The organism is Sulfurovum iocasae (genome assembly GCF_047716765.1).
GTDB lineage: Bacteria > Campylobacterota > Campylobacteria > Campylobacterales > Sulfurovaceae > Sulfurovum.
Map to the genome: position 1 here is coordinate 1,275,665 of NZ_CP180410.1, position 18,738 is coordinate 1,294,402.

Here is an 18,738-nt window from a genome sequence, read left to right on the forward strand (position 1 = left end):
AGAATCGAGTAGAGGGTATGAGCCTCTACTTTTGAACCAATTCATCACCATATTCTATACCTATCTTTGCATACATACCGGGAAAGATCTTTGTATGACCTTTATGAAAAGAGATACGAATAGTAAAGGTGTGTGTCATAGGGTTCGCACTGGGAACGATGGATTTGATGCGACCACGTGTGCTGAATTTGATAGAGGGAATAGTGACATCTACAAAATCACCAGCATTGACTTTGAGCAGGTCTGCTTCTGAGATCTGACCCTCTATCTCAAGATGGTCCAGATCTACCAATACCATAGCTAACATGCCCGGAACTATAAGATCACCCACGCGAATACGCTTTTGCACGATGATCCCGTCATTGGGTGCTTTAACTTCCAGGTAGTTTGCAATGGTTGCCATCTGTTTGACTTTTTCGGCAGCATTTTTTACCATTGAACGACTTGCAGCAAGACCGGCCTGTACATTGTCAGCTGTAAGGTCCATATTTTGCCAGTCTATCGAGTTATCTTTACCTCTGACTCTCATCAGTGCTTTTTCACGACGAATGCTGTCGAGTCTGGTTCTGTACATATCAACCATGATCTCTGCTTGTTCCAAAGCCAGGTCTGCCTGATTTTTTAAGATGTCAAACTCTGCAGATTCAAGTTCAAAGAGTGTATCTTCCCGTTTTACTTTATCTCCAATGTTAAAATAGATATGTTTTACATACCCCATAAAACGGGCACCGATCATCTTTTGATTGTCTGAAACGACTGTACCGGTAATGGAAAGGGAACCTGCAAATAAGCTAAGTGTTAAGAGTAGGGGAAGAAGGATAATTTTAAGCATACTGTACCTCCATAGGATAAATAATACTATATCCCCACATTAAAAGTGGGAATATAATTTAAAATTTGTAAGACAGTTGGAATGATACACTGTTTTCTGTGTGATATACAGTTGATGGGCCTGTATATAGATTTGTTCCATCAAATCCTACGATAGTATTCATAGTTGTTTCTGTTTCAGGTGCATATACATATGCAAAGTCTACAGCAAAAGCGTCAGTAAATGCATAACTTCCACCTATCGTATAGTGATCTTCTGCAGTAGCCGGGAACCCTAAGAGGTTAAAGAGATTAAGAGCATTTCCTCCGGCCTGTGCATAGCTTCCCGGTGCAATAACTTGTGGACCGCTAGGTGCTTCTGTGATAGGGTGATCAGCATGATTGTAACCTAGTCTGAGTACCCAATTATCTTGAGTATATTGATATCCTATTGCATACGCATCCTGATCTTCCCATCCAAAATCTTTATAGCCTTTTGCATCAGACCATTGAATTTGTTTATAGTCAAATGCAAAGGTATGCTGATCTATTTTATATCCTAACCCTATACCGAACTCAGCAGGTTGCTCCAAGTTATTACCCATAGCTCCAGGGAAGATACCAAAATCAACAAACGGTTGTGTAGCATTTGAAAGTTGATTGCTGTAATCCATATCTATTTTTGATTTATAGACTGCACCAAGTGTCAAACCATCAATACCATTATCGGTGAAATCATAATAAGCACCCAAGTTCACTCCAAAATTAAGATCTTGTGCAACACCATCACCTACATTACTCCCATCAAAATTTTGATAGTTTATATCTAATGAACCATATTGCAGGATAGGTGTGACTGCTACACCTAAACCACCAATTCTATATGCAACAGATACACCAAACTGCATAAGTTGCAAGTTGGTCACCATATGCATATTACCTGAATCCATAGGAGTTTGAGTTGCATTACGATAATCAGTACCCATTCCGGCAGTTCCCCACATACCAATACCGAGAAACCAATTTTCATCGAGTTTATGAGAAATGGAGACTGTAGGAATCATATTCATATCAGCATCACTTTCATGCAAAGCAGCAGCACCCATCTGTGCACTGATATCAGGCATAAAGAGTGTGCCTCCAAATGAAATTGAAGTCCCCTTAGTACAAGTGATCAGTGCCGGATTATGCAAAGTTGATTCTGCACAGTGACTAACAGCTATACCTGCGCCACCCATACCTCTGGCTTTTGTACCTACTGCGACCAATGTATCCCCAGTTGTTGCATGTAGTAGTGTAGAAGTTACTAGTGACAGTACGATACCATTCCCCAATAATTTAACAGATCTTGCTCTCATCCTATTCCTTTTTATATAGTTTTACTCATTTAAAATATAATTATAAATAAGTTGTATTTATATTCTATAATAATATACTTAAAATAAATTGTATAAAATAAAATTGTGTTTATAATATTTGAAAGTGTAGATTATTGGTATGTAATAGTATTTAGCTAAAGAGGGGAGATTGAAATTTAATGGATGTGTGTATTCCCACGGAAACCGTGAGAATGAAGAGATATTGAATTAGATTTTACTTTTTACAAACGCTTCCATATCGGCAACTACTTCTTCAAGAGTTCTTTCACCGTTGATAACCGTTAAAAGTTCTTTATTTGTATAGAATTCTTGGATCTCTGCCAATGGATCAGTATATATCTTCATTCTATCAAAGAATACTTCTACACTGTCATCTGAACGCTCTTCACCTGGCTTAGCCTCTGCAGCACGTCCAAGGATTCTGTCTTTAGCTACTTGCTCGCTCACTCTTACTTCGATAACTGATGCAAGTTCGATGTTGTCTTCTTTAGATACAAGTTCATCAAAAGCTATCATTTGCTCTGTACTTCTTGGGTAACCATCGATGAGTACATTGGCAACAGGGGCATTGTTGATAGCAGATACAATAGTATTTACGATGATCTCAAGAGGAACAAGTGCACCTTTAGAGATGTAACTCTCTATAGTTTGACCTAGCTCAGATCCGCTTGCTACTTCTTCTCTTAACATGTCACCTGTAGAGTAATGTACTATCTTGTCACTGTTTTTTTCAGCAATGATGCTTGCGTCTGTTGTTTTCCCAGAACCTGGTGCTCCGATGATAAGAAATAATTTTTTCATTTTTTGTCCTTTAATATTTCGTCATTCTCGGGCTTGACCCGGGAATCTAGAGTTTAAATTTCATGCCACTTGTGGATCCCCGTGTCAAGCACGAGGATGACGAGGTGCTTACGCTGTTGGTGTTGCCTGTCTAATTCTAAGACTTAAATCTTTAAGCTGTTCCGCATCTACTTCACTTGGTGCTTGAGTAAGAAGACATTGTGCTTTTTGCGTTTTAGGGAAGGCGATCACTTCACGGATACTGCTAGACCCTGTCATGATCATGATAAGTCTGTCAAGACCCAGTGCAAAACCGCCATGTGGAGGTGCACCAAATTTCAGTGCCTCAAGCAAGAAACCAAACTTCTCTTGTGCTTCTTCTTCATCGATACCAAGCAATTTAAATATCTCTGCCTGCATAGCTTCTTTATGGATACGGATAGACCCGCCACCAAGCTCTGTACCGTTCAGTACGATGTCATACGCGATAGACTCGATATCTTCGATATCTTCATAGTCTATAGTTCCATTTTTTGAAGTTTTAGGCTGTGTAAATGGATGGTGAAGTGCTTTTACTTTACCTTCTTCTACTTCAAACATAGGGAAGTCCATTACCCATAAGAATTCAAATGTATCTTTAGGGATGATCTCCATGATCTCAGCAAGGTAGATACGGAAACGACCCATATAATCCCATACAAGTTTTTTGTCACCTGCACCGAAGAAGACTGCATCACCCACTTCAAGTTCACATCTGTCGATAATAGCCTGGATGTCATCTTCTGTAAAGAATTTAGTCAAAGGTCCTTTAAGACCATCTTCTTTCATCTGGAAGTAACCAAGACCGGATGCTCCAAACTTACGTACATACTCTTCAAAACCTTTCATCTGACGCTTAGAGAAGATCTCATCACCTTTTGGAACTTTAAGTGCTTTGATACGGTTTTTCTTAGGCGTCTTGGCAATGCTTGAGAAGATCTCGTTATCACATCTTTCAAAGATATCGATCACATCTACCATCGCCAGGTCATAACGCATATCCGGCTTGTCTGAACCATACTTTTCCATAGCATTGGCATGCGTCATACGGTTAAATTTAGTTGGAACATCAAAACCACATTTTATAAATACATCAGAGATGAGTTTCTCTGCTACCGTGATGACATCTTCCTGATCACAGAAAGACATCTCAACATCTATTTGAGTAAATTCCGGCTGTCTGTCTGCTCTTAAGTCTTCATCTCTAAAACATTTAGCGATCTGGAAATATCTGTCAAAACCACCAACCATAAGAAGTTGTTTAAAAAGTTGTGGTGACTGTGGAAGTGCATAGAACTCACCACCATGTACACGTGAAGGTACAAGGTAATCTCTTGCACCCTCTGGTGTAGACTTGGTAATGATCGGTGTCTCAACTTCCAGGAATCCAAGCTCATCAAGCGCATTTCTCGTTGCAATGGTCGCTTTTGAACGAAGCTTGAAAATATCATAAGACTTTTGTGTTCTAAGCTCTAAGTAACGGTACTTGAGTTTGATCTCCTCGTTTACTTTTTCATCATTAAGCTCAAAAGGCATAGGCTTTGAACGGTTCTCTATGACAAGTTTGTCCACAACCATTTCAACTTTACCTGTTTTGAGGTTAGGGTTCTCAAGGCCTTCTCCTCTAGCTCTTATCTTCCCCGTAGCGATAACAACAAACTGATCTCTAATGTCTTCAGCTTGTTTGTGTGCATCTGCATTGTCTGCGGGATCACATACAAGTTGTATAACTTGATCTTTATCACGAAGGTCTATAAAGATAACCCCACCATGGTCTCTACGGCTGGCAACCCAACCTGCTACAGTGACTTCTTCACCGATATGTTCTTCATTTATCTCTGCACAATAATGTGTTCTCATCAACTATCCTATGTATTTATAATGACGCGATTATAGCTAAAAGTTGTTTAGGGTTGAATTTGCTCTGGAAATGAATTACTTTTTATATTTTCCATTATTAATGTCTGATCCCATACCACAACTTCCATAGGTACATCCACCGGAAATATTTATAGTTTTATCGTTAGTTGAAATTACTTTCATAGAACAATTCATATACTCACTACGACTCTTGTAGACCAAAGTATCTCTTTCTTGAACAAACTTTCCTTCAAAATCACAGATATTACCTCGTGCAGTTACAGATGAGTATCTAAACGTTAAATTTTTATTTATATCAATAGTAGCATTACTCTTGTCATGTGAATAATTTCCAGCCCAAGTAGCATTTCCGGAAGATTCACTATAAGCATTCAACTCATCTACACGCTCAGCATATACCTTTCTTAAACATTGAACATCTTTACAAGATTTGCGTTTCGTTTTGATCCATTGTCTTTGCTCTTTTTTTAAAGCATCTTTGTCTGTATTGTTTTTAGCTTTTTTGTAAGCTCTTGCCAACTCTTCATCTAGCTTTGAAAGCTTAGCCTCTCCACAAATTGTATGTTCTATGAATGTTCCTGCTTTTTTACAATCAAAACTAGCTGCATGTAATGAACCAAAGGTTACAAATATAGATATGATAGAAATCACTACCTTAGTATTAATATGTGTCATTTTCTCTCCTAGAATTTAATTTTGCTAGTATATACAATTTGACTTAGAAAACCTACGATATTAGTAGAGAAAAATATCATTTATTTCTAAAAATATGACAATATGACATGAAAACAGAATATAAAGTACATTTATGCTAATCTACTATTAATCAAACAAATGGAGTACCATACTTTGGAAAAATTAGCACAGATCAAAACAGCAGGGTTTATACTCAAACCCAATGCACCAGAGATAAAACCTTTGTATGAGAAGATAAAAGCACAGTTTGAAGCTAAAGGTATCGCTGTTTTAGTTGGTCAGAATTCAGCTGAGATGATAGGGCTGGAAGGCTTGCCTTTTGAGAAGATGTGTGAAAAATCAGACTTTCTTGTTTCTCTTGGTGGGGATGGTACACTGCTATCATTGGTACGTCGCAGTTATGGTTTTGATAAACCTGTTGTGGGTATCAATGCAGGGACCCTTGGGTTTTTAGCAGATATTACCATCGATGATGTAGATAATTTTTTAGATCAATTGCTGGAAGGTGAATATAGGATCGATAATCGTATGATGATGGAAGGCTGTATAACAACAAAAAAGGGAAGCAAACAACCATTTTTTGCATTAAATGATGTAGTGCTTACACGACCGGTCATCTCTAAAATGGTAAAAATAAATGCATCCATAGATGGAGAGTGGTTCAATACGTATAGGGGAGATGGTCTTATCATATCTACACCTACAGGTTCTACTGCCTATAACTTGGCAGCGGGTGGACCTGTCATGTATCCTCTTACGCAAGCTTTTATCATGACAGCCGTTTCTGCCCATTCCCTTACAAATCAAAGACCTTTGGTCGTGCCTGCTGACTTTACTATTGAATTGGGTTCACCAAGTGAAAAAGTCATTGCTGTGATAGACGGTCAGGATCATTATGAAATGCATGAAGGAGACGTCTTGAGAATACAGGGTGCAAAAACAGGTGCAAAACTTTTACATAGAAAAGAACGTAATTACTTTTCTGTATTAAGAGACAAACTCTCTTGGGGTGATAAGCATTGATAGAGCGTCTATATTTACGTGAACTTGTTACTTTCGATGAAGTAGAGTTGGAATTTGATAAAGGACTGGTAGTACTTACCGGACCAAGTGGTGCAGGAAAGTCGGTACTTATGTCTGCCATACTCTCCAGTTTTGGACACACTACGCAAGGAGCAGCATCTTTATGTGAAGTGAATTTGCTTAAACCAGCTGGCCTGCAGAGTGATGCCTATAAGCTTGAAGATGATCTAACCATCAAAACACTTAAAAAAGAGAAACTTCGTTACTTTATAGAGGGGCAAAATATCTCTAAGAAAGTATTGGCTGAACTCTTTTCTCCTTATGTAAAATATCTTTCTGTCCGTGACAAAGGAGGTTTTGATTCAGAGTCACTCTTGGAAATGATAGACAGCAGTTTAGTAGCTAAGGACAAAATATACAAAAAGTTGCTTAAAGAGTATAAGAAACGTTATGCAAATTATAAAACCAAAGCAGCAGAACTTGCAAAGATAAAAGAAGATGAAGTTAAGCTGGCAGAACTCATAGAATTTGCTACTTACGAAGTAGAGAAAATAGAACGTATCAACCCCCAACCTGATGAGGAGGAGGAACTACTTAAAGTCAAGCAGCAGCTTTCGCGTATAGATAAGATAAAAGATGCTTTAAATAGTGCTTCTGAGATATTTGCCTGTGAAAGCTCTGTGGAAGAAGTATATCGCCTTTTAGATAAAGATACTTCGGCTTTCTCTGAGATGATGAATCAGCTAAGAGCAGACTTTGAAGATACTGAGACACTGGCCGATGAGCTCGAAGAGGTGAATGTAGAAGAAGTATTGGACCGCTTAAGTGATTTGACTACACTTAAAAATCGTTATGGTTCCATAGAAGAGGCTTTGGCATATAAAGAAGCTAAAAAAGAAGAGCTTTCAGGCTATCAGAATATAGAGCAGGACAAAAGTATGTTAGAGTCCTTTTTAGCACTGGAATTTACCGAACTTACTATTATTGGAAGCAGGCTTTCTCAGTCACGACAGCAGGAATCCTTAGTATTGGAAAGTCTGTTGAGAGAATATCTTGAAACACTTAAGTTACCGGCACTTTCCTTTGTTTTTGAATCTATCTCTTTAGATGAACGAGGCATAGATAAAGCAGAAGTAACACTGGGCAGTTCAAAAATGGCTACACTCAGTGGTGGTGAATTCAACCGTGTCCGTTTGGCATTGATGGCTGCAAGCATAAATAATATAAGTCAAAGTAAAGGTGTACTTATACTTGATGAGATAGATGCCAATGTAAGTGGTGATGAGTCTATCGCTATTGCTACGATGATAGCAAAACTCTCACGTGTGTATCAGATATTTGCCATCTCACATCAACCACATCTCTCTGCTCAGGCTGATCAACATATTGTGGTGACTAAAGAGGGGATATTAAGTAAAGTAGAAATACTGAATGATGAGGGTAGGGTACAGGAGATCGCCCGTATTATCGGTGGAGAAAATCCGACTTCCCAAGCACTTGAATTTGCAAAACGTCTAAGAGTTTAAGCGTATTGCTCTTTTAACTCTTCACAATAATGTTTTAACTGTTCCAAATAAGCTTCTGCTATGGCAAGTTCTGTACCTGTTTTGAGATAGGTATTGTAGTCAACCAAAAGGTCTGAAACACCACCTGTTCCGACAGTTGTCGATGAACCCTTAATACTGTGTATCAGTCGTTCCATATTATGAAAATCTGAGATTGCCATTGCTTCTTTGATAAGTGGTATTTGTGTCTCAATTTGAGGGATTAGTTCTGCTACAAACTCTTTAGCTTCTTCTTCTGAAAGCCCCATTTCCAACAGACGTGAATGATCAAATTTTGGATATTTTCCTAAAGAAATTGCAATGGTTTTTGGCTTTTCCGTGACTACAGGTTTAGGAGTTAACTCTGGTTCCAACTTTTTTTCTTGGAGTCTTTTTTCTTCAAGTCTTTGTTCTTCAAGTCTTTGTTCTTGGAGTCTTTGTTCCTCAAGTCTCTTCTTTTGTTCTGCCCTTTTTTCTTGTACTTCTTTTTCTTCTAACTCTTTTGCACTTGGTACTTTTTTAGGTTTTATTACAGGTTTTTTTTCTTCTTTTTTAACATTTTGACGTTTTTGACGTCTCTCTTCCTGATACTTTTTTTCATTTTTATATTCAATATATACAAATAAAATAAGTATTAATACAAAGACAGAAATGATGATATAACCGATCATAGACACACCCTATAGTTTATAATATAATTAACTATATCTTATTTAAGATTAGAGAAAGGTTCACAATAATGAGATTAATGATAGATTTTGCTATAATAGAATCTTCTAATTAAAAAATATAGGGTAGAGATGATAGTAGATACACATTGTCACTTAGATGATGCAAGATATAATGATGATCTTGATGAGATTTTAGAAAATGCCAAACAGCAGGGTGTGGAGAAGTTCATCATCCCCGGTGCTGATCCAAAGAGTTTGGAAAGAGCGGTTGAGATATCCCAATTGTATGATTCAGTCTATTTTGCTGTAGGTGTGCACCCTTATGATGCTCAAAATTATGATAGAAGTTACCTTGAACAGTTTGTGAAACATCCAAAATGTGTTGCGATAGGCGAGTGTGGACTGGACTACTACAGGTTACCTGAAAACCAAGAAGATCTAGATGCTGAAAAGAAACTGCAAAAAGAAGTTTTTATAGATCAAATACTTTGGGCAAAAGAGTTGCAAAAACCACTGATCATACATATAAGAGAGTCTAGTGCAGACTGTTTGGAATTACTGGAGAAATATGCAGGAAAAGAGGGGGGTGTTTTACATTGCTACAATGCAGATGAGTCCTTGTTAAAACTTGCAGATAGGAATTTCTATTATGGTATCGGTGGCGTTTTGACTTTTAAAAATGCCAAGAAGCTTATTAATGTGTATCCTAAAATACCACAAGATAGACTTCTCATAGAAACTGATGCACCTTATCTTACGCCACATCCTCACCGTGGTGAGCGTAATGAACCTTCATTTACGACTTTTGTGGCTGATAAAATGTCTGAATTAAGCTCTGTTTCCAGACTTGAAATGGAACAGATAACTACACTAAACAGCACTAAGCTTTTTGGTATTTAAAGAGGATCATATGAAAAAGAGTTTTATGAAAATCATCTTACTTATGATGTTGATATCATCATACTCTTTTTCACTCTCTATCGTGGATAAATATCCAAGTTATGCATATGTTTTTGCTGAATTCGGCGTAGATGAAGCTTATATCTATGATGCTGATTTTGAACGGTTCGTCCTGCAAAATGAAAAAAAGATCACAGCATTTTATAAACGTTCATTGAATAGAGGTAAAGACCTCTTGCCTATGATGAAGGGATACCTGATGGATGATGGACTATCCGATCTTTTTATCTATCTTTCTATGGTAGAGTCAGGTTTCTCTCCAGCCATTGTTTCACCTAAAAAAGCGGTAGGGTTATGGCAATTTATGCCTGCAACAGCAAAACACTACAATCTTTCTGTGTATAACAGTTTTGATGAACGTTGTGATCCCATAAGCTCTACAAATGCAGCGATAAACTACTTGAGTAAACTTCACCGTCAATTTGGAAAATGGTATCTTGCGGCTATGGCATATAATTGTGGTGAAGGTCGTCTTGAAAAAGCCATTAAAAAAGCGGGTAGTGATGAACTTTCCATACTTGTTGATGACAGAGATAAATACTTACCTTTGGAAACAAGAGAATATATTAAAAAGATCTTACTTGTAGCTATGATAGGTGAAAGTATGACACTTGACTTTGGTTCAGGGCACAATTTATCTACAGATGATATTTTGCAAGTAGAGGTACTTGGTGGTACAAAGCTTAGAGAATTAGCTAAATTAATAGAGATGAAACCATCACGATTGATAGCTTTAAATAAACAGTTTAAAAATGCAATAGTGCCTAAGAAAAAACCTATTTATAAGATAACGATCCCTGAAGAGAAAATGGTAGCTTTCTATTTACGATACGAACTTCCAGAAGAGAAAAAGTCTATTAAGCCTCATTTGATCTCACATTATGTTAGCTTAGGAGAAACGCTTGAAAGTATTGCCAAACAGTATCATAGTTGTACCGAAGAGATAAAGGCAGCCAATCAGTTGAATGATGATTTCCTTATACTTGATACACTTTTAGTGATTCCTGTGAGTCAAGGGTTATTTGAAGAAACCCTAACAGATTAAGAATCTTTTATTACCGTACGAAGTGAATAGAAAACAAAAAATTGAAGCAAGCAAAAATAAAGTCAAATAAAGTGATAATATTAGCTAATATTTATAACATCAAGAGGCTCAATGAAAAGACCAATAACTATTTTAATGTTTATGATGATGTTAACCTTGGTATTTTTTACAACAGGGTGCTCTCAAAAGCGTAAAGGTGTCATTAAGCCTACGAAATACACGAGTGCAGCACGACATAAATCAACCATGCGCTCTTATAATGTACGGGGTAAACGTTATCATCCGACTTTTGTTGAAGTTGGACAAGTGATGCGGGGTATATCCAGTTGGTACGGACCGAATTTCCATGGAAAATATACCAGTAATGGTGAACGTTATAATATGCATGCCAGAACAGCTGCACATAAAACATGGCCTATGGATACCATGGTAAAGGTAAAGAACCTCCAAAATGGAAAAAGTACTATTGTGCGTATCAATGACAGAGGTCCTTTTGTACGAGGACGTATTATTGACTGTAGTTACACCGCAGGTAAAGAGATAGGGCTGGATAGAATGGGTATTGCAAAGGTAGATATACAAGTAGTTGGATTTGCAGGTAAAGTACAGTCTGCCGCTACGATAGCAAAGCGTAAACGTACACATACTCAGACACGTGTAAGATTGAGCAACTTTGGTGTACAAGTGGGTGCATTTAGACGTTATGAGGGAGCTCAAATTTATAAAAGAAAGCATACAAGCTTATATCCTAGGTATAAGACTGTCATCAAGAAATTCTCTGATGTAGATGGAGAACCTTTATATCGTGTTTGGCTTATGGGGTTTGGATCTGAAGATGAAGCAAGAGACTTTAAAAACAGTAATGACCTAGCAGGTGCATTTATCGTAAGAAATTAAGAGGAAAATCAATGATAGAAGTAACAAGAGAAACAAAAGAGACACAAATTTCAGTCAAGCTAAACCTTTATGGCAAGGGTGAAGCTAAAATAAACACGGGCGTAGGTTTTTTTGACCATATGCTGGAAGCGTTTACAAAACATGCGCATATTGACCTGGAAGTGAAGTGTACAGGAGATACACATATAGATGACCATCACAGTGTAGAAGATGTAGGTATAGTCATCGGACAAGCGCTTAAAAAGGCCATCTATCCTGTGCAAAGCATAGAGCGTTTCGGAAATGCCACCGTAGTGATGGATGAAGCAAGTATTACCTGTGATATTGACCTCTCTAACCGTGGTTTTCTTGTGTATGAGCTCCCTATAGGTGGAAAAGTCGGGGAGTTTGATGTGGAGTTGGTAGAAGAGTTTTTTAGAGCTTTTGCCTTTAATCTGCCACTTACGCTTCACCTTATATATAACCGTGGTAAAAACAAGCACCATATTATAGAAGGGGCATTTAAAGCACTTGCTGTAGCACTTCGTAGGGCAGTTACACTTAATGAAAATGCGGGTATCCCAAGTACGAAGGGTGTACTGTGAGTATAGAATTAATAGTACTGGATGTAGATGGTACGATGACGGACAGTCACATCACCTATAGTGAAAATGGGGATGAGATCAAGTCATTTAATGTGAAAGACGGATTGGCAATTGCCAGTTGGAGAAAGCTTGGGAAACAAGTGGCGATCATCACTGGCCGATCTTCGAGTATCGTAGCGCGTCGTGCTAAAGAGTTGCATATAGAACATTTTTATCAGGGTATCCACAATAAAAAAGAGGTGCTGGAAGCGCTTTTGGAAAAAATTGATCTTACTATGGAAAATGTTGCGGCTATTGGTGATGATCTAAATGATCTGCAGATGTTGAGATCAGCAAAAATTTCATTTGTTCCCAGAGATGCCAGTGCTTATGTAGATAAGATAGCAACAGTTATTCTTTCTAAAAAAGGTGGGGATGGTGCTGTCAGAGAGATGATAGAACACCTTATCATCAAAGAGGGGCTTGAAGAGAAGTATTTGGAGCTATGGGATTAAAATTAGAAACACTGATCATTGTAGTAATTGTAGCTATTTTATCAGGAGCATTGATGGTGAAGTTTACCCATAAGTCTACTGATGGAAAACTTTTTACCAAAGAGCTGGAATTTACCAATACAACATTTATAGAAGTAGATACAGCTACTATGCAGAGTAGGGCTTTTGGTACCTACGGTATACGTGATGCAGGAGTTTTAACTTTGCATAACCTCAAATACCATACAAAAAATATAGAATTACTTCGTGCAAAAAAAGGTACTTATAAAGGTGACAAACTATATTTAGATGGCAATATCACAGTAAATCAAAAAGAAGGTTATGACTATAGTGCCCAACATGCTGTTTATGATAAAAAAACAAAAATTCTTAATATTACTTCTGCTTTCACCGGGATAATGGATAAAAATATAATACATGGCTATACATTGCGTTATGATACTCAGAAGAAAGAGGCTTTTGGAAAGAGAATTGATGCGGTTGTTTATACAGCTGAAAAGTAATATGATGATATAATCATATTTATATTTTACAAAGGTTTTTTATTGAAATTTCTAAAAATTATACTTTTTATTGCTATCTCTATTATTCTTTTTGCTGAAAAAGTAGAAGTAACTTCTGATTCTATGAAAGCAGAGGATCTGAAAAAAGAGGTGCATTTTATTGGTAATGTAAAGATCAAACAGTTAAAAAGTTGGCTGCATGGAGATAAAGTCATTGTTTATTTTGATGAAAATAATGAAACTAAAATGTATGAAGCTATAGGTTCCGTGACTTTTGAATTTAAAAAAGAAGAAAGTTTTTATAAAGGCAGTGCTGACAAAGTAACCTATTATCCTGCAAAATCACTATATATTTTAACAGGGAAAGCAGTCATGGATGATCTGATAAATAAACGTCATGTCAATGGTGACGAGATCACACTTGATATGGTAACGGGTAATGCGAATGTTAAAGGCAATAAGAAAAAACCCGTAAAGTTCATCTTTGATATAGAGGAAAAAAAATGAGTACACCACGTGTTGTAGAAGCAGAGTTTATCAAGTCAGCACAAAGCATTGCAGACTCTTTACCTGAAGATATGAGTGAAGTCGTTTTTTTAGGTCGTTCAAATGTAGGTAAAAGCTCTACACTTAATTCACTTACGCAAAGAAAGAACCTGGCTAAGAGTTCAGCCACTCCAGGAAAAACGCAGCTTATTAACTTTTTTGAAACCCGTTATTTATATAACGAAACAAGCTATCCTGTTCGTTTTGTGGATCTGCCTGGGTTTGGATATGCAAAAGTCTCTAAGACACTTAAAGAAGTATGGCAGAAAAACCTGGTAGAGTTCATACAGCATCGTGTCTCCATACGACTTTTTATTCATCTGCGTGATGCACGGCATCCTCATGCCAAGATCGATGATGATGTGGAAGAGTATATTTCAGAGTTTATTCGTCCCGATCAGCGGTACTTGACAGTTTTCACCAAGATAGATAAACTCAATCAAAAAGAACGTGCAAAACTCAAAAGAGAATTCCCAGGTTCAATTACAGTTTCAAATCTTAAAAAAAACGGACATGACAGGGTACACTATGAGATACTTCAAACTATTTTTGGTGTAGAGAATGAAGTTAAAAAGCAGGGTGAGGCAAAAGAGTGATTGAACTTGTAAAAGCAAAACTGAGTGATATTTCTGCTATGCAAGTACTGGTAGCTTCAGAAGTAAAAGAAGGTGTCATCCTGAACCGTAGCGAAGATGAAGTGGCAACCAATATACGTTCATATGTCCTCGCTAAAGAGGGAGAAAGGTTAGTAGGTTATGCAGCACTTCATGTGCATTCTAAACGACTTGCAGAGATACGAAGTCTCATTGTAGATGAAAAATACCGTGGACAAAAGATCGGACAAAAAATTGTTGAGTTTACTTTGGAAGAAGCGAAAGCATTAAGCGTAGAAGAAGAGGTACTTGTTTTGACGTATTTACCCGCTTTCTTCGAAAAACTTGGGTTTAATGAAATCAATAAAGAGGCGATACATGAACATAAAATTTGGGCTGATTGTATTAAATGTATCCACTTTCCTGTATGCAATGAAATAGCCCTGGTCTATAAATTATCCTAAGGATCGAGTATAATATATGGATAAATTAAACAGATCTTTATATTTTGCTTTCATTTGGTCATCAGTACTTCTGTTTATAGTATTTTACCCGATGCTCATCTCTATTTATGTTTTTTTACCACTGCTTATAGGGGTTATGGGGTATGTTTTTATACAGGGTATTGAGAAAGGTAAAACACGTTATATTTTTGTAGCGATCATCTATTTTATCAATCTTGAAGTGAATCTCTCTTTACCTTTTTTCCTGATTTTTATTTCGTCACTGCTTGTGTATGTTCTTTTTTATCACTCTTTACTTTACTTTCGTAAATGTAGGATCTGTAGACCGGTATTAAGTGTATTACTCATAGATGCAGTATATTTAGGATCTTTATTGTCTTATGACTTTATTTTTCAAACCAATAGTATTGTGTTAGACAATATATTGCTCTATTCACTTATTGTTGATCTCCTGATCGTGGTGATACTATGAGATATAAGATCGTAATAGCTATTTTTTTACTCTTTTGGGGTGTGATGATAGCCAGACTGTATCATGTAAGCATTAAATCCAATTTTTATTATGAAGGATTGGCGAAAGACAATATAGAGAGAAAACGCTTTATTAAGCCGGTCAGGGGTGAAATAAGTGATCTTAACGGTAATCTTCTTGCTATGAATCAGATAGGTTTTTCTATCTCTATCGTACCCCATCTAAAAGTAAAAAAAGATGAGGGAAAAAAGAATAAACTCGAAGTCATCGTTGATAAACTTGTAGAGACTTTTCCTGATCTCAATAAAACCATCATGATGAAAGTATATAAAAAGCACAATTCTCCCTATAATCATGCGTTTATTAAAGTAGTGGATTTTATTCATTATCCTGATATGATGGGTGCCTATCCTAAATTGAGTTTACATAAAGAGATCAAGATAGAGGCTGAAACAAAACGTTACTATCCTTACGGAAAGTATGGTGCCCATATTGTCGGTTATACGGGAAGATCAAATAAAAAAGAGAATGAGAAAGACCCTGTAGTTAAGGAAGTTGGAAAGATAGGTAAAAGTGGTTTAGAGAGATATTACAATAGTGTTTTAGAGGGAGAGTTGGGTTATGAAGTCAGTAAAGTAACAGCAACCAATAAAGCGATAGATGTACTGGAAAAGAAATTACCGCAAGACAATAAAAATCTTCAGCTCAATATAGATATCAATCTACAGCAAATGATATATGAACGATTTGGTGAAGCAACAGGTGTTGCCATAGTGATGAGAACCAATGGTGAGATCTTATCTGCAGTTAGTTACCCTTCTTATGATCCAAACCTTTTTGTGGGTGGGATCAGCTCTAAAGAATGGAAAGCCCTTCAACAAGATCTTGCACATCCTTTTACCAATAAAATTATTCATGGAACCTATCCTCCGGGTTCAGCTATAAAGATGGGTATGGCACTAGCCTTTGAAAAAGCACAACCCAATATTTTAGCAAGCTCAGAATACTGTAATGGGCATATTACATTGGGTAAGAGTACACATAAATTTAGATGCTGGAAAAAGCATGGACATGGTACTGTAGATTTACGTAAAGCTATTCGAGAGAGTTGTGATGTTTATTTTTATAATAAAAGTTTAAAAGTGGGCATTAATGCGATGGCAAAAAATCTTAGATCCTTTGGATTAGGGGTTAAAACAGGTGTAGATTTACCAAAAGAATACAATGGTGTTATGCCGGATAAAGCATGGAAAATGAAACGTTTCAAACAGACATGGTACATGGGAGAAACGGTTATTGCCGCTATAGGACAAGGTTATGACCTTGTGACTCCTTTACAGGTAGCCAGATATACTTCTCTTCTGGCAACGTCTAATCTTGTAACACCAAGTATCGCAAGAATAGTGAATGGAGAACCTATCAAGAGAAAAGTTGTTCCGATGAAGTTCAACCCATATTATTTAAACGATATTAGAAAAGGGATGTATGACGTCTGTAATACACTAGGGGGAACTGCTTTTAAAACGATGAGTAAGTTACCTATAATTGTTGCCGGGAAAACAGGAACTTCACAGGTTACTTCTATACCACAATCGACCATAAATCGCTTAAAAGAATCAGAGTTGGCATATTATCACAGATCACATGCATGGATCACTACATACGCACCTTATGATGACCCGCAATACATTGTGACAGTATTGGTAGAACATGGTGGACATGGAGGAAGTACATCGGGACCTATTGCTGCAGATATTTATAAGTGGCTTTATAAAAATGGATATTTCAAAAAGAAACCAGAAGATGTAAGTGAAAATAAAGAGCAAAATGTATCTAACAAAATAGATGTAGATAATGAGGTTGTGTCAGTTAAGAAAAAGAGAGTAAAGTCAAAACCAAAGGTAGAGACTTCACACGCAGATTTCTTTTAATATAGAACCCTCTGAATACGTTACATACTTTGTATTGTGTTATTTAAAAATAATCCTAAAATAATGACCAAGCTTATTCCCGCAGATTTATTATAAAGTTTGTTTGCGGTAATAAATACAAGTAGCAGTGTAGCCACGATCATCGTAGCGATATCAAAGAGATACATAGGTGCATTGATAGCCATAGGATTTACCAGGGCTGCTGCACCCAGTACTACTGTTGTATTTGCCATGTTTGAACCAATGATGTTTCCTATGGCCATATCAACTTTCCCCTTCATGGCAGCAGAAATACTGACAACCAACTCAGGAAGAGAGGTTCCCAAAGAGATCATAATAATACCAATGATCCATTCACTGATCCCAAAATCTCTAGCGATCTCAGAAGCACTCTCTACTGTAAAGTGTGCACCAACGATCACAAGAATGAATCCACCAAAGAGAACTGGTATGACTTTTGTCCATGAAAAAGTACTTTCATCAAGATCTTCCAGATCCTCTTCAGGGATATTCTTGGCATCTTGAAGTAAAAAGAGCAGATAGGCTCCCATTAAAAGGAGTAAAAGTGCAGCATCAAATCTGGAGATCATGCCATCAAGTATCATAAGAATAAAGACAAGAACAGGAACTAAAGCCCATGTACTGTCTTTGGCAAAAAAATCTCTTGCCGGATTTATATTTTTAGAAATAATGAAAACAGTTGCCAGTACCAGGGTGATGTTGAGTACATTACTTCCTATGACATTGGCTATGGCAATATCCGGCTTACCATTCATACTTGCAGCTATACTTGCTGCCATTTCAGGTAAAGATGTACCTAGGGCTATAAGTGTTGCTCCGATGATAAACTCTGGGATCTTAAATTTTAAAGCGATACGCTCACTTTGATTGATGAGTAGATCCGCACCCCAGATCAAAACGCCCATGGCGATAACAAAAATAACAAAATTCATTGATTTCCTTAACTGTAAATTAGTGACCGGTTCTTACTATAAGACTTGAAGGTAGATCACATACCTCAATGATCTCTTTTTCTCTGGTTCTCATCTCACCATCATCTGTTTCATGATCAAAGCCGAGAAGATGAAGTAATCCATGAATGAAAAGCAATGAGAGTTCATCTTGTTTCGTATGTCCAAACTCATCTGCTTTTTCTTTCACAAAATCTGCGGAGATCACGATCGATCCCAAAGGCATACCAAAGATAGATTGTTCCGTAAAAGGAGCATCCATAGGAAAACTCAGTACATCTGTTGGTTTGTCCTTGCCTCTGTGTTCCTGATTGAGCTCTTGTATAGTCTTATTATCTGTGATAATAAGTTCTATCTCTTTGGTTGTAAGACTTTGGGCTATTTTTTCAAGTCCATCGATATCTACAGGTAGGCTGGTTTGATTCTCTAAGTCTATGATCTTCATGCCCGAAGTT

Annotated in this window: 21 protein-coding genes; 13 read left to right on the forward strand and 8 right to left on the reverse strand. The window is 37.1% G+C overall.

Annotated elements, in window-relative coordinates:
- Nucleotides 1-25: 25 nt before the first annotated feature.
- The 5 genes from ACLHDG_RS06190 to ACLHDG_RS06210 form a co-directional block, all read right to left on the reverse strand.
- The gene (locus ACLHDG_RS06190; RefSeq protein WP_415408132.1) at nt 26-832 is read right to left on the reverse strand and encodes an efflux RND transporter periplasmic adaptor subunit; all 807 of its coding nucleotides are present in this window, start codon (nt 830-832) and stop codon (nt 26-28) included.
- 58 nt (nt 833-890) lie between these two features.
- Nucleotides 891-2,168, reverse strand: a complete 1,278-nt coding sequence (locus ACLHDG_RS06195) for an OmpP1/FadL family transporter (RefSeq protein WP_415408133.1) — start codon at nt 2,166-2,168, stop codon at nt 891-893.
- Between the two features lie 228 nt (nt 2,169-2,396).
- Nucleotides 2,397-2,990 carry an adenylate kinase gene (locus ACLHDG_RS06200; protein WP_415408134.1) on the reverse strand — a complete coding sequence of 198 codons (594 nt, stop codon included), beginning with the start codon at nt 2,988-2,990 and terminating at the stop codon, nt 2,397-2,399.
- 108 nt (nt 2,991-3,098) lie between these two features.
- Nucleotides 3,099-4,868 carry an aspartate--tRNA ligase gene (gene aspS, locus ACLHDG_RS06205; RefSeq protein WP_415408135.1) on the reverse strand — a complete coding sequence of 590 codons (1,770 nt, stop codon included), beginning with the start codon at nt 4,866-4,868 and terminating at the stop codon, nt 3,099-3,101.
- A 75-nt stretch (nt 4,869-4,943) separates the two neighbouring features.
- Entirely contained in the window at nt 4,944-5,564 is a 621-nt protein-coding gene (locus ACLHDG_RS06210; protein ID WP_415408136.1) for a lysozyme inhibitor LprI family protein, read from the reverse strand.
- 174 nt (nt 5,565-5,738) lie between these two features.
- On the opposite strand from ACLHDG_RS06210, the gene ACLHDG_RS06215 reads away from it, so the two are divergent.
- Together ACLHDG_RS06215 and ACLHDG_RS06220 are read left to right on the forward strand one after the other, a co-directional pair.
- A complete protein-coding gene (locus tag ACLHDG_RS06215; RefSeq protein WP_415408137.1) occupies nt 5,739-6,608 on the forward strand; it encodes an NAD(+)/NADH kinase in 870 nt (289 codons plus the stop codon).
- Nucleotides 6,605-8,134 (forward strand): AAA family ATPase, encoded by a 1,530-nt coding sequence (locus tag ACLHDG_RS06220; protein WP_415408139.1) that lies wholly within the window; start codon nt 6,605-6,607, stop codon nt 8,132-8,134. Before ACLHDG_RS06215 ends, ACLHDG_RS06220 begins: the two co-directional genes overlap by 4 nt.
- On the opposite strand, the gene ACLHDG_RS06225 is transcribed toward ACLHDG_RS06220, so the two are convergent.
- On the reverse strand, nt 8,131-8,823 hold the full coding sequence (locus tag ACLHDG_RS06225) for an Hpt domain-containing protein (protein ID WP_415408141.1): 693 nt from the start codon (nt 8,821-8,823) through the stop codon (nt 8,131-8,133). The genes ACLHDG_RS06220 and ACLHDG_RS06225 overlap by 4 nt on opposite strands.
- 129 nt (nt 8,824-8,952) lie before the next feature.
- On the opposite strand from ACLHDG_RS06225, the gene ACLHDG_RS06230 reads away from it, so the two are divergent.
- From ACLHDG_RS06230 to mrdA, 11 genes are all read left to right on the forward strand, one after another.
- Nucleotides 8,953-9,723: a TatD family hydrolase gene (locus ACLHDG_RS06230; RefSeq protein ID WP_415408143.1), complete on the forward strand. Its 771-nt coding sequence runs from the start codon at nt 8,953-8,955 to the stop codon at nt 9,721-9,723.
- 10 nt (nt 9,724-9,733) lie between these two features.
- Entirely contained in the window at nt 9,734-10,828 is a 1,095-nt protein-coding gene (locus tag ACLHDG_RS06235) for a transglycosylase SLT domain-containing protein (protein ID WP_415408145.1), read from the forward strand.
- Between the two features lie 111 nt (nt 10,829-10,939).
- The gene (locus tag ACLHDG_RS06240; RefSeq protein ID WP_415408146.1) at nt 10,940-11,725 is read left to right on the forward strand and encodes a septal ring lytic transglycosylase RlpA family protein; all 786 of its coding nucleotides are present in this window, start codon (nt 10,940-10,942) and stop codon (nt 11,723-11,725) included.
- An 11-nt stretch (nt 11,726-11,736) separates the two neighbouring features.
- Entirely contained in the window at nt 11,737-12,309 is a 573-nt protein-coding gene (hisB, locus tag ACLHDG_RS06245; protein WP_415408147.1) for an imidazoleglycerol-phosphate dehydratase HisB, read from the forward strand.
- Nucleotides 12,306-12,803, forward strand: coding sequence for a KdsC family phosphatase (locus tag ACLHDG_RS06250; RefSeq protein ID WP_415408148.1), 498 nt, complete (start codon nt 12,306-12,308; stop codon nt 12,801-12,803). Before hisB ends, ACLHDG_RS06250 begins: the two co-directional genes overlap by 4 nt.
- Entirely contained in the window at nt 12,794-13,306 is a 513-nt protein-coding gene (locus tag ACLHDG_RS06255) for a hypothetical protein (protein WP_415408149.1), read from the forward strand. Before ACLHDG_RS06250 ends, ACLHDG_RS06255 begins: the two co-directional genes overlap by 10 nt.
- A gap of 42 nt (nt 13,307-13,348) precedes the next feature.
- The gene (gene lptA, locus ACLHDG_RS06260) at nt 13,349-13,813 is read left to right on the forward strand and encodes a lipopolysaccharide transport periplasmic protein LptA (RefSeq protein ID WP_415408150.1); all 465 of its coding nucleotides are present in this window, start codon (nt 13,349-13,351) and stop codon (nt 13,811-13,813) included.
- Entirely contained in the window at nt 13,810-14,448 is a 639-nt protein-coding gene (gene yihA / locus ACLHDG_RS06265) for a ribosome biogenesis GTP-binding protein YihA/YsxC (protein ID WP_415408151.1), read from the forward strand. The genes lptA and yihA overlap by 4 nt, the downstream gene beginning before the upstream one ends.
- Nucleotides 14,445-14,909 carry an N-acetyltransferase gene (locus ACLHDG_RS06270; RefSeq protein WP_415408152.1) on the forward strand — a complete coding sequence of 155 codons (465 nt, stop codon included), beginning with the start codon at nt 14,445-14,447 and terminating at the stop codon, nt 14,907-14,909. The genes yihA and ACLHDG_RS06270 overlap by 4 nt, the downstream gene beginning before the upstream one ends.
- Nucleotides 14,910-14,925: 16 nt before the next feature.
- Nucleotides 14,926-15,381 (forward strand): hypothetical protein, encoded by a 456-nt coding sequence (locus tag ACLHDG_RS06275; protein ID WP_415408153.1) that lies wholly within the window; start codon nt 14,926-14,928, stop codon nt 15,379-15,381.
- Nucleotides 15,378-17,312 carry a penicillin-binding protein 2 gene (mrdA, locus tag ACLHDG_RS06280; RefSeq protein ID WP_415408154.1) on the forward strand — a complete coding sequence of 645 codons (1,935 nt, stop codon included), beginning with the start codon at nt 15,378-15,380 and terminating at the stop codon, nt 17,310-17,312. Before ACLHDG_RS06275 ends, mrdA begins: the two co-directional genes overlap by 4 nt.
- 20 nt (nt 17,313-17,332) lie before the next feature.
- On the opposite strand, the gene ACLHDG_RS06285 is transcribed toward mrdA, so the two are convergent.
- Nucleotides 17,333-18,265: a calcium/sodium antiporter gene (locus ACLHDG_RS06285; RefSeq protein WP_415408155.1), complete on the reverse strand. Its 933-nt coding sequence runs from the start codon at nt 18,263-18,265 to the stop codon at nt 17,333-17,335.
- Between the two features lie 19 nt (nt 18,266-18,284).
- Nucleotides 18,285-18,722 (reverse strand): rRNA maturation RNase YbeY, encoded by a 438-nt coding sequence (ybeY, locus tag ACLHDG_RS06290; protein WP_415408331.1) that lies wholly within the window; start codon nt 18,720-18,722, stop codon nt 18,285-18,287.
- Nucleotides 18,723-18,738: the final 16 nt, after the last annotated feature.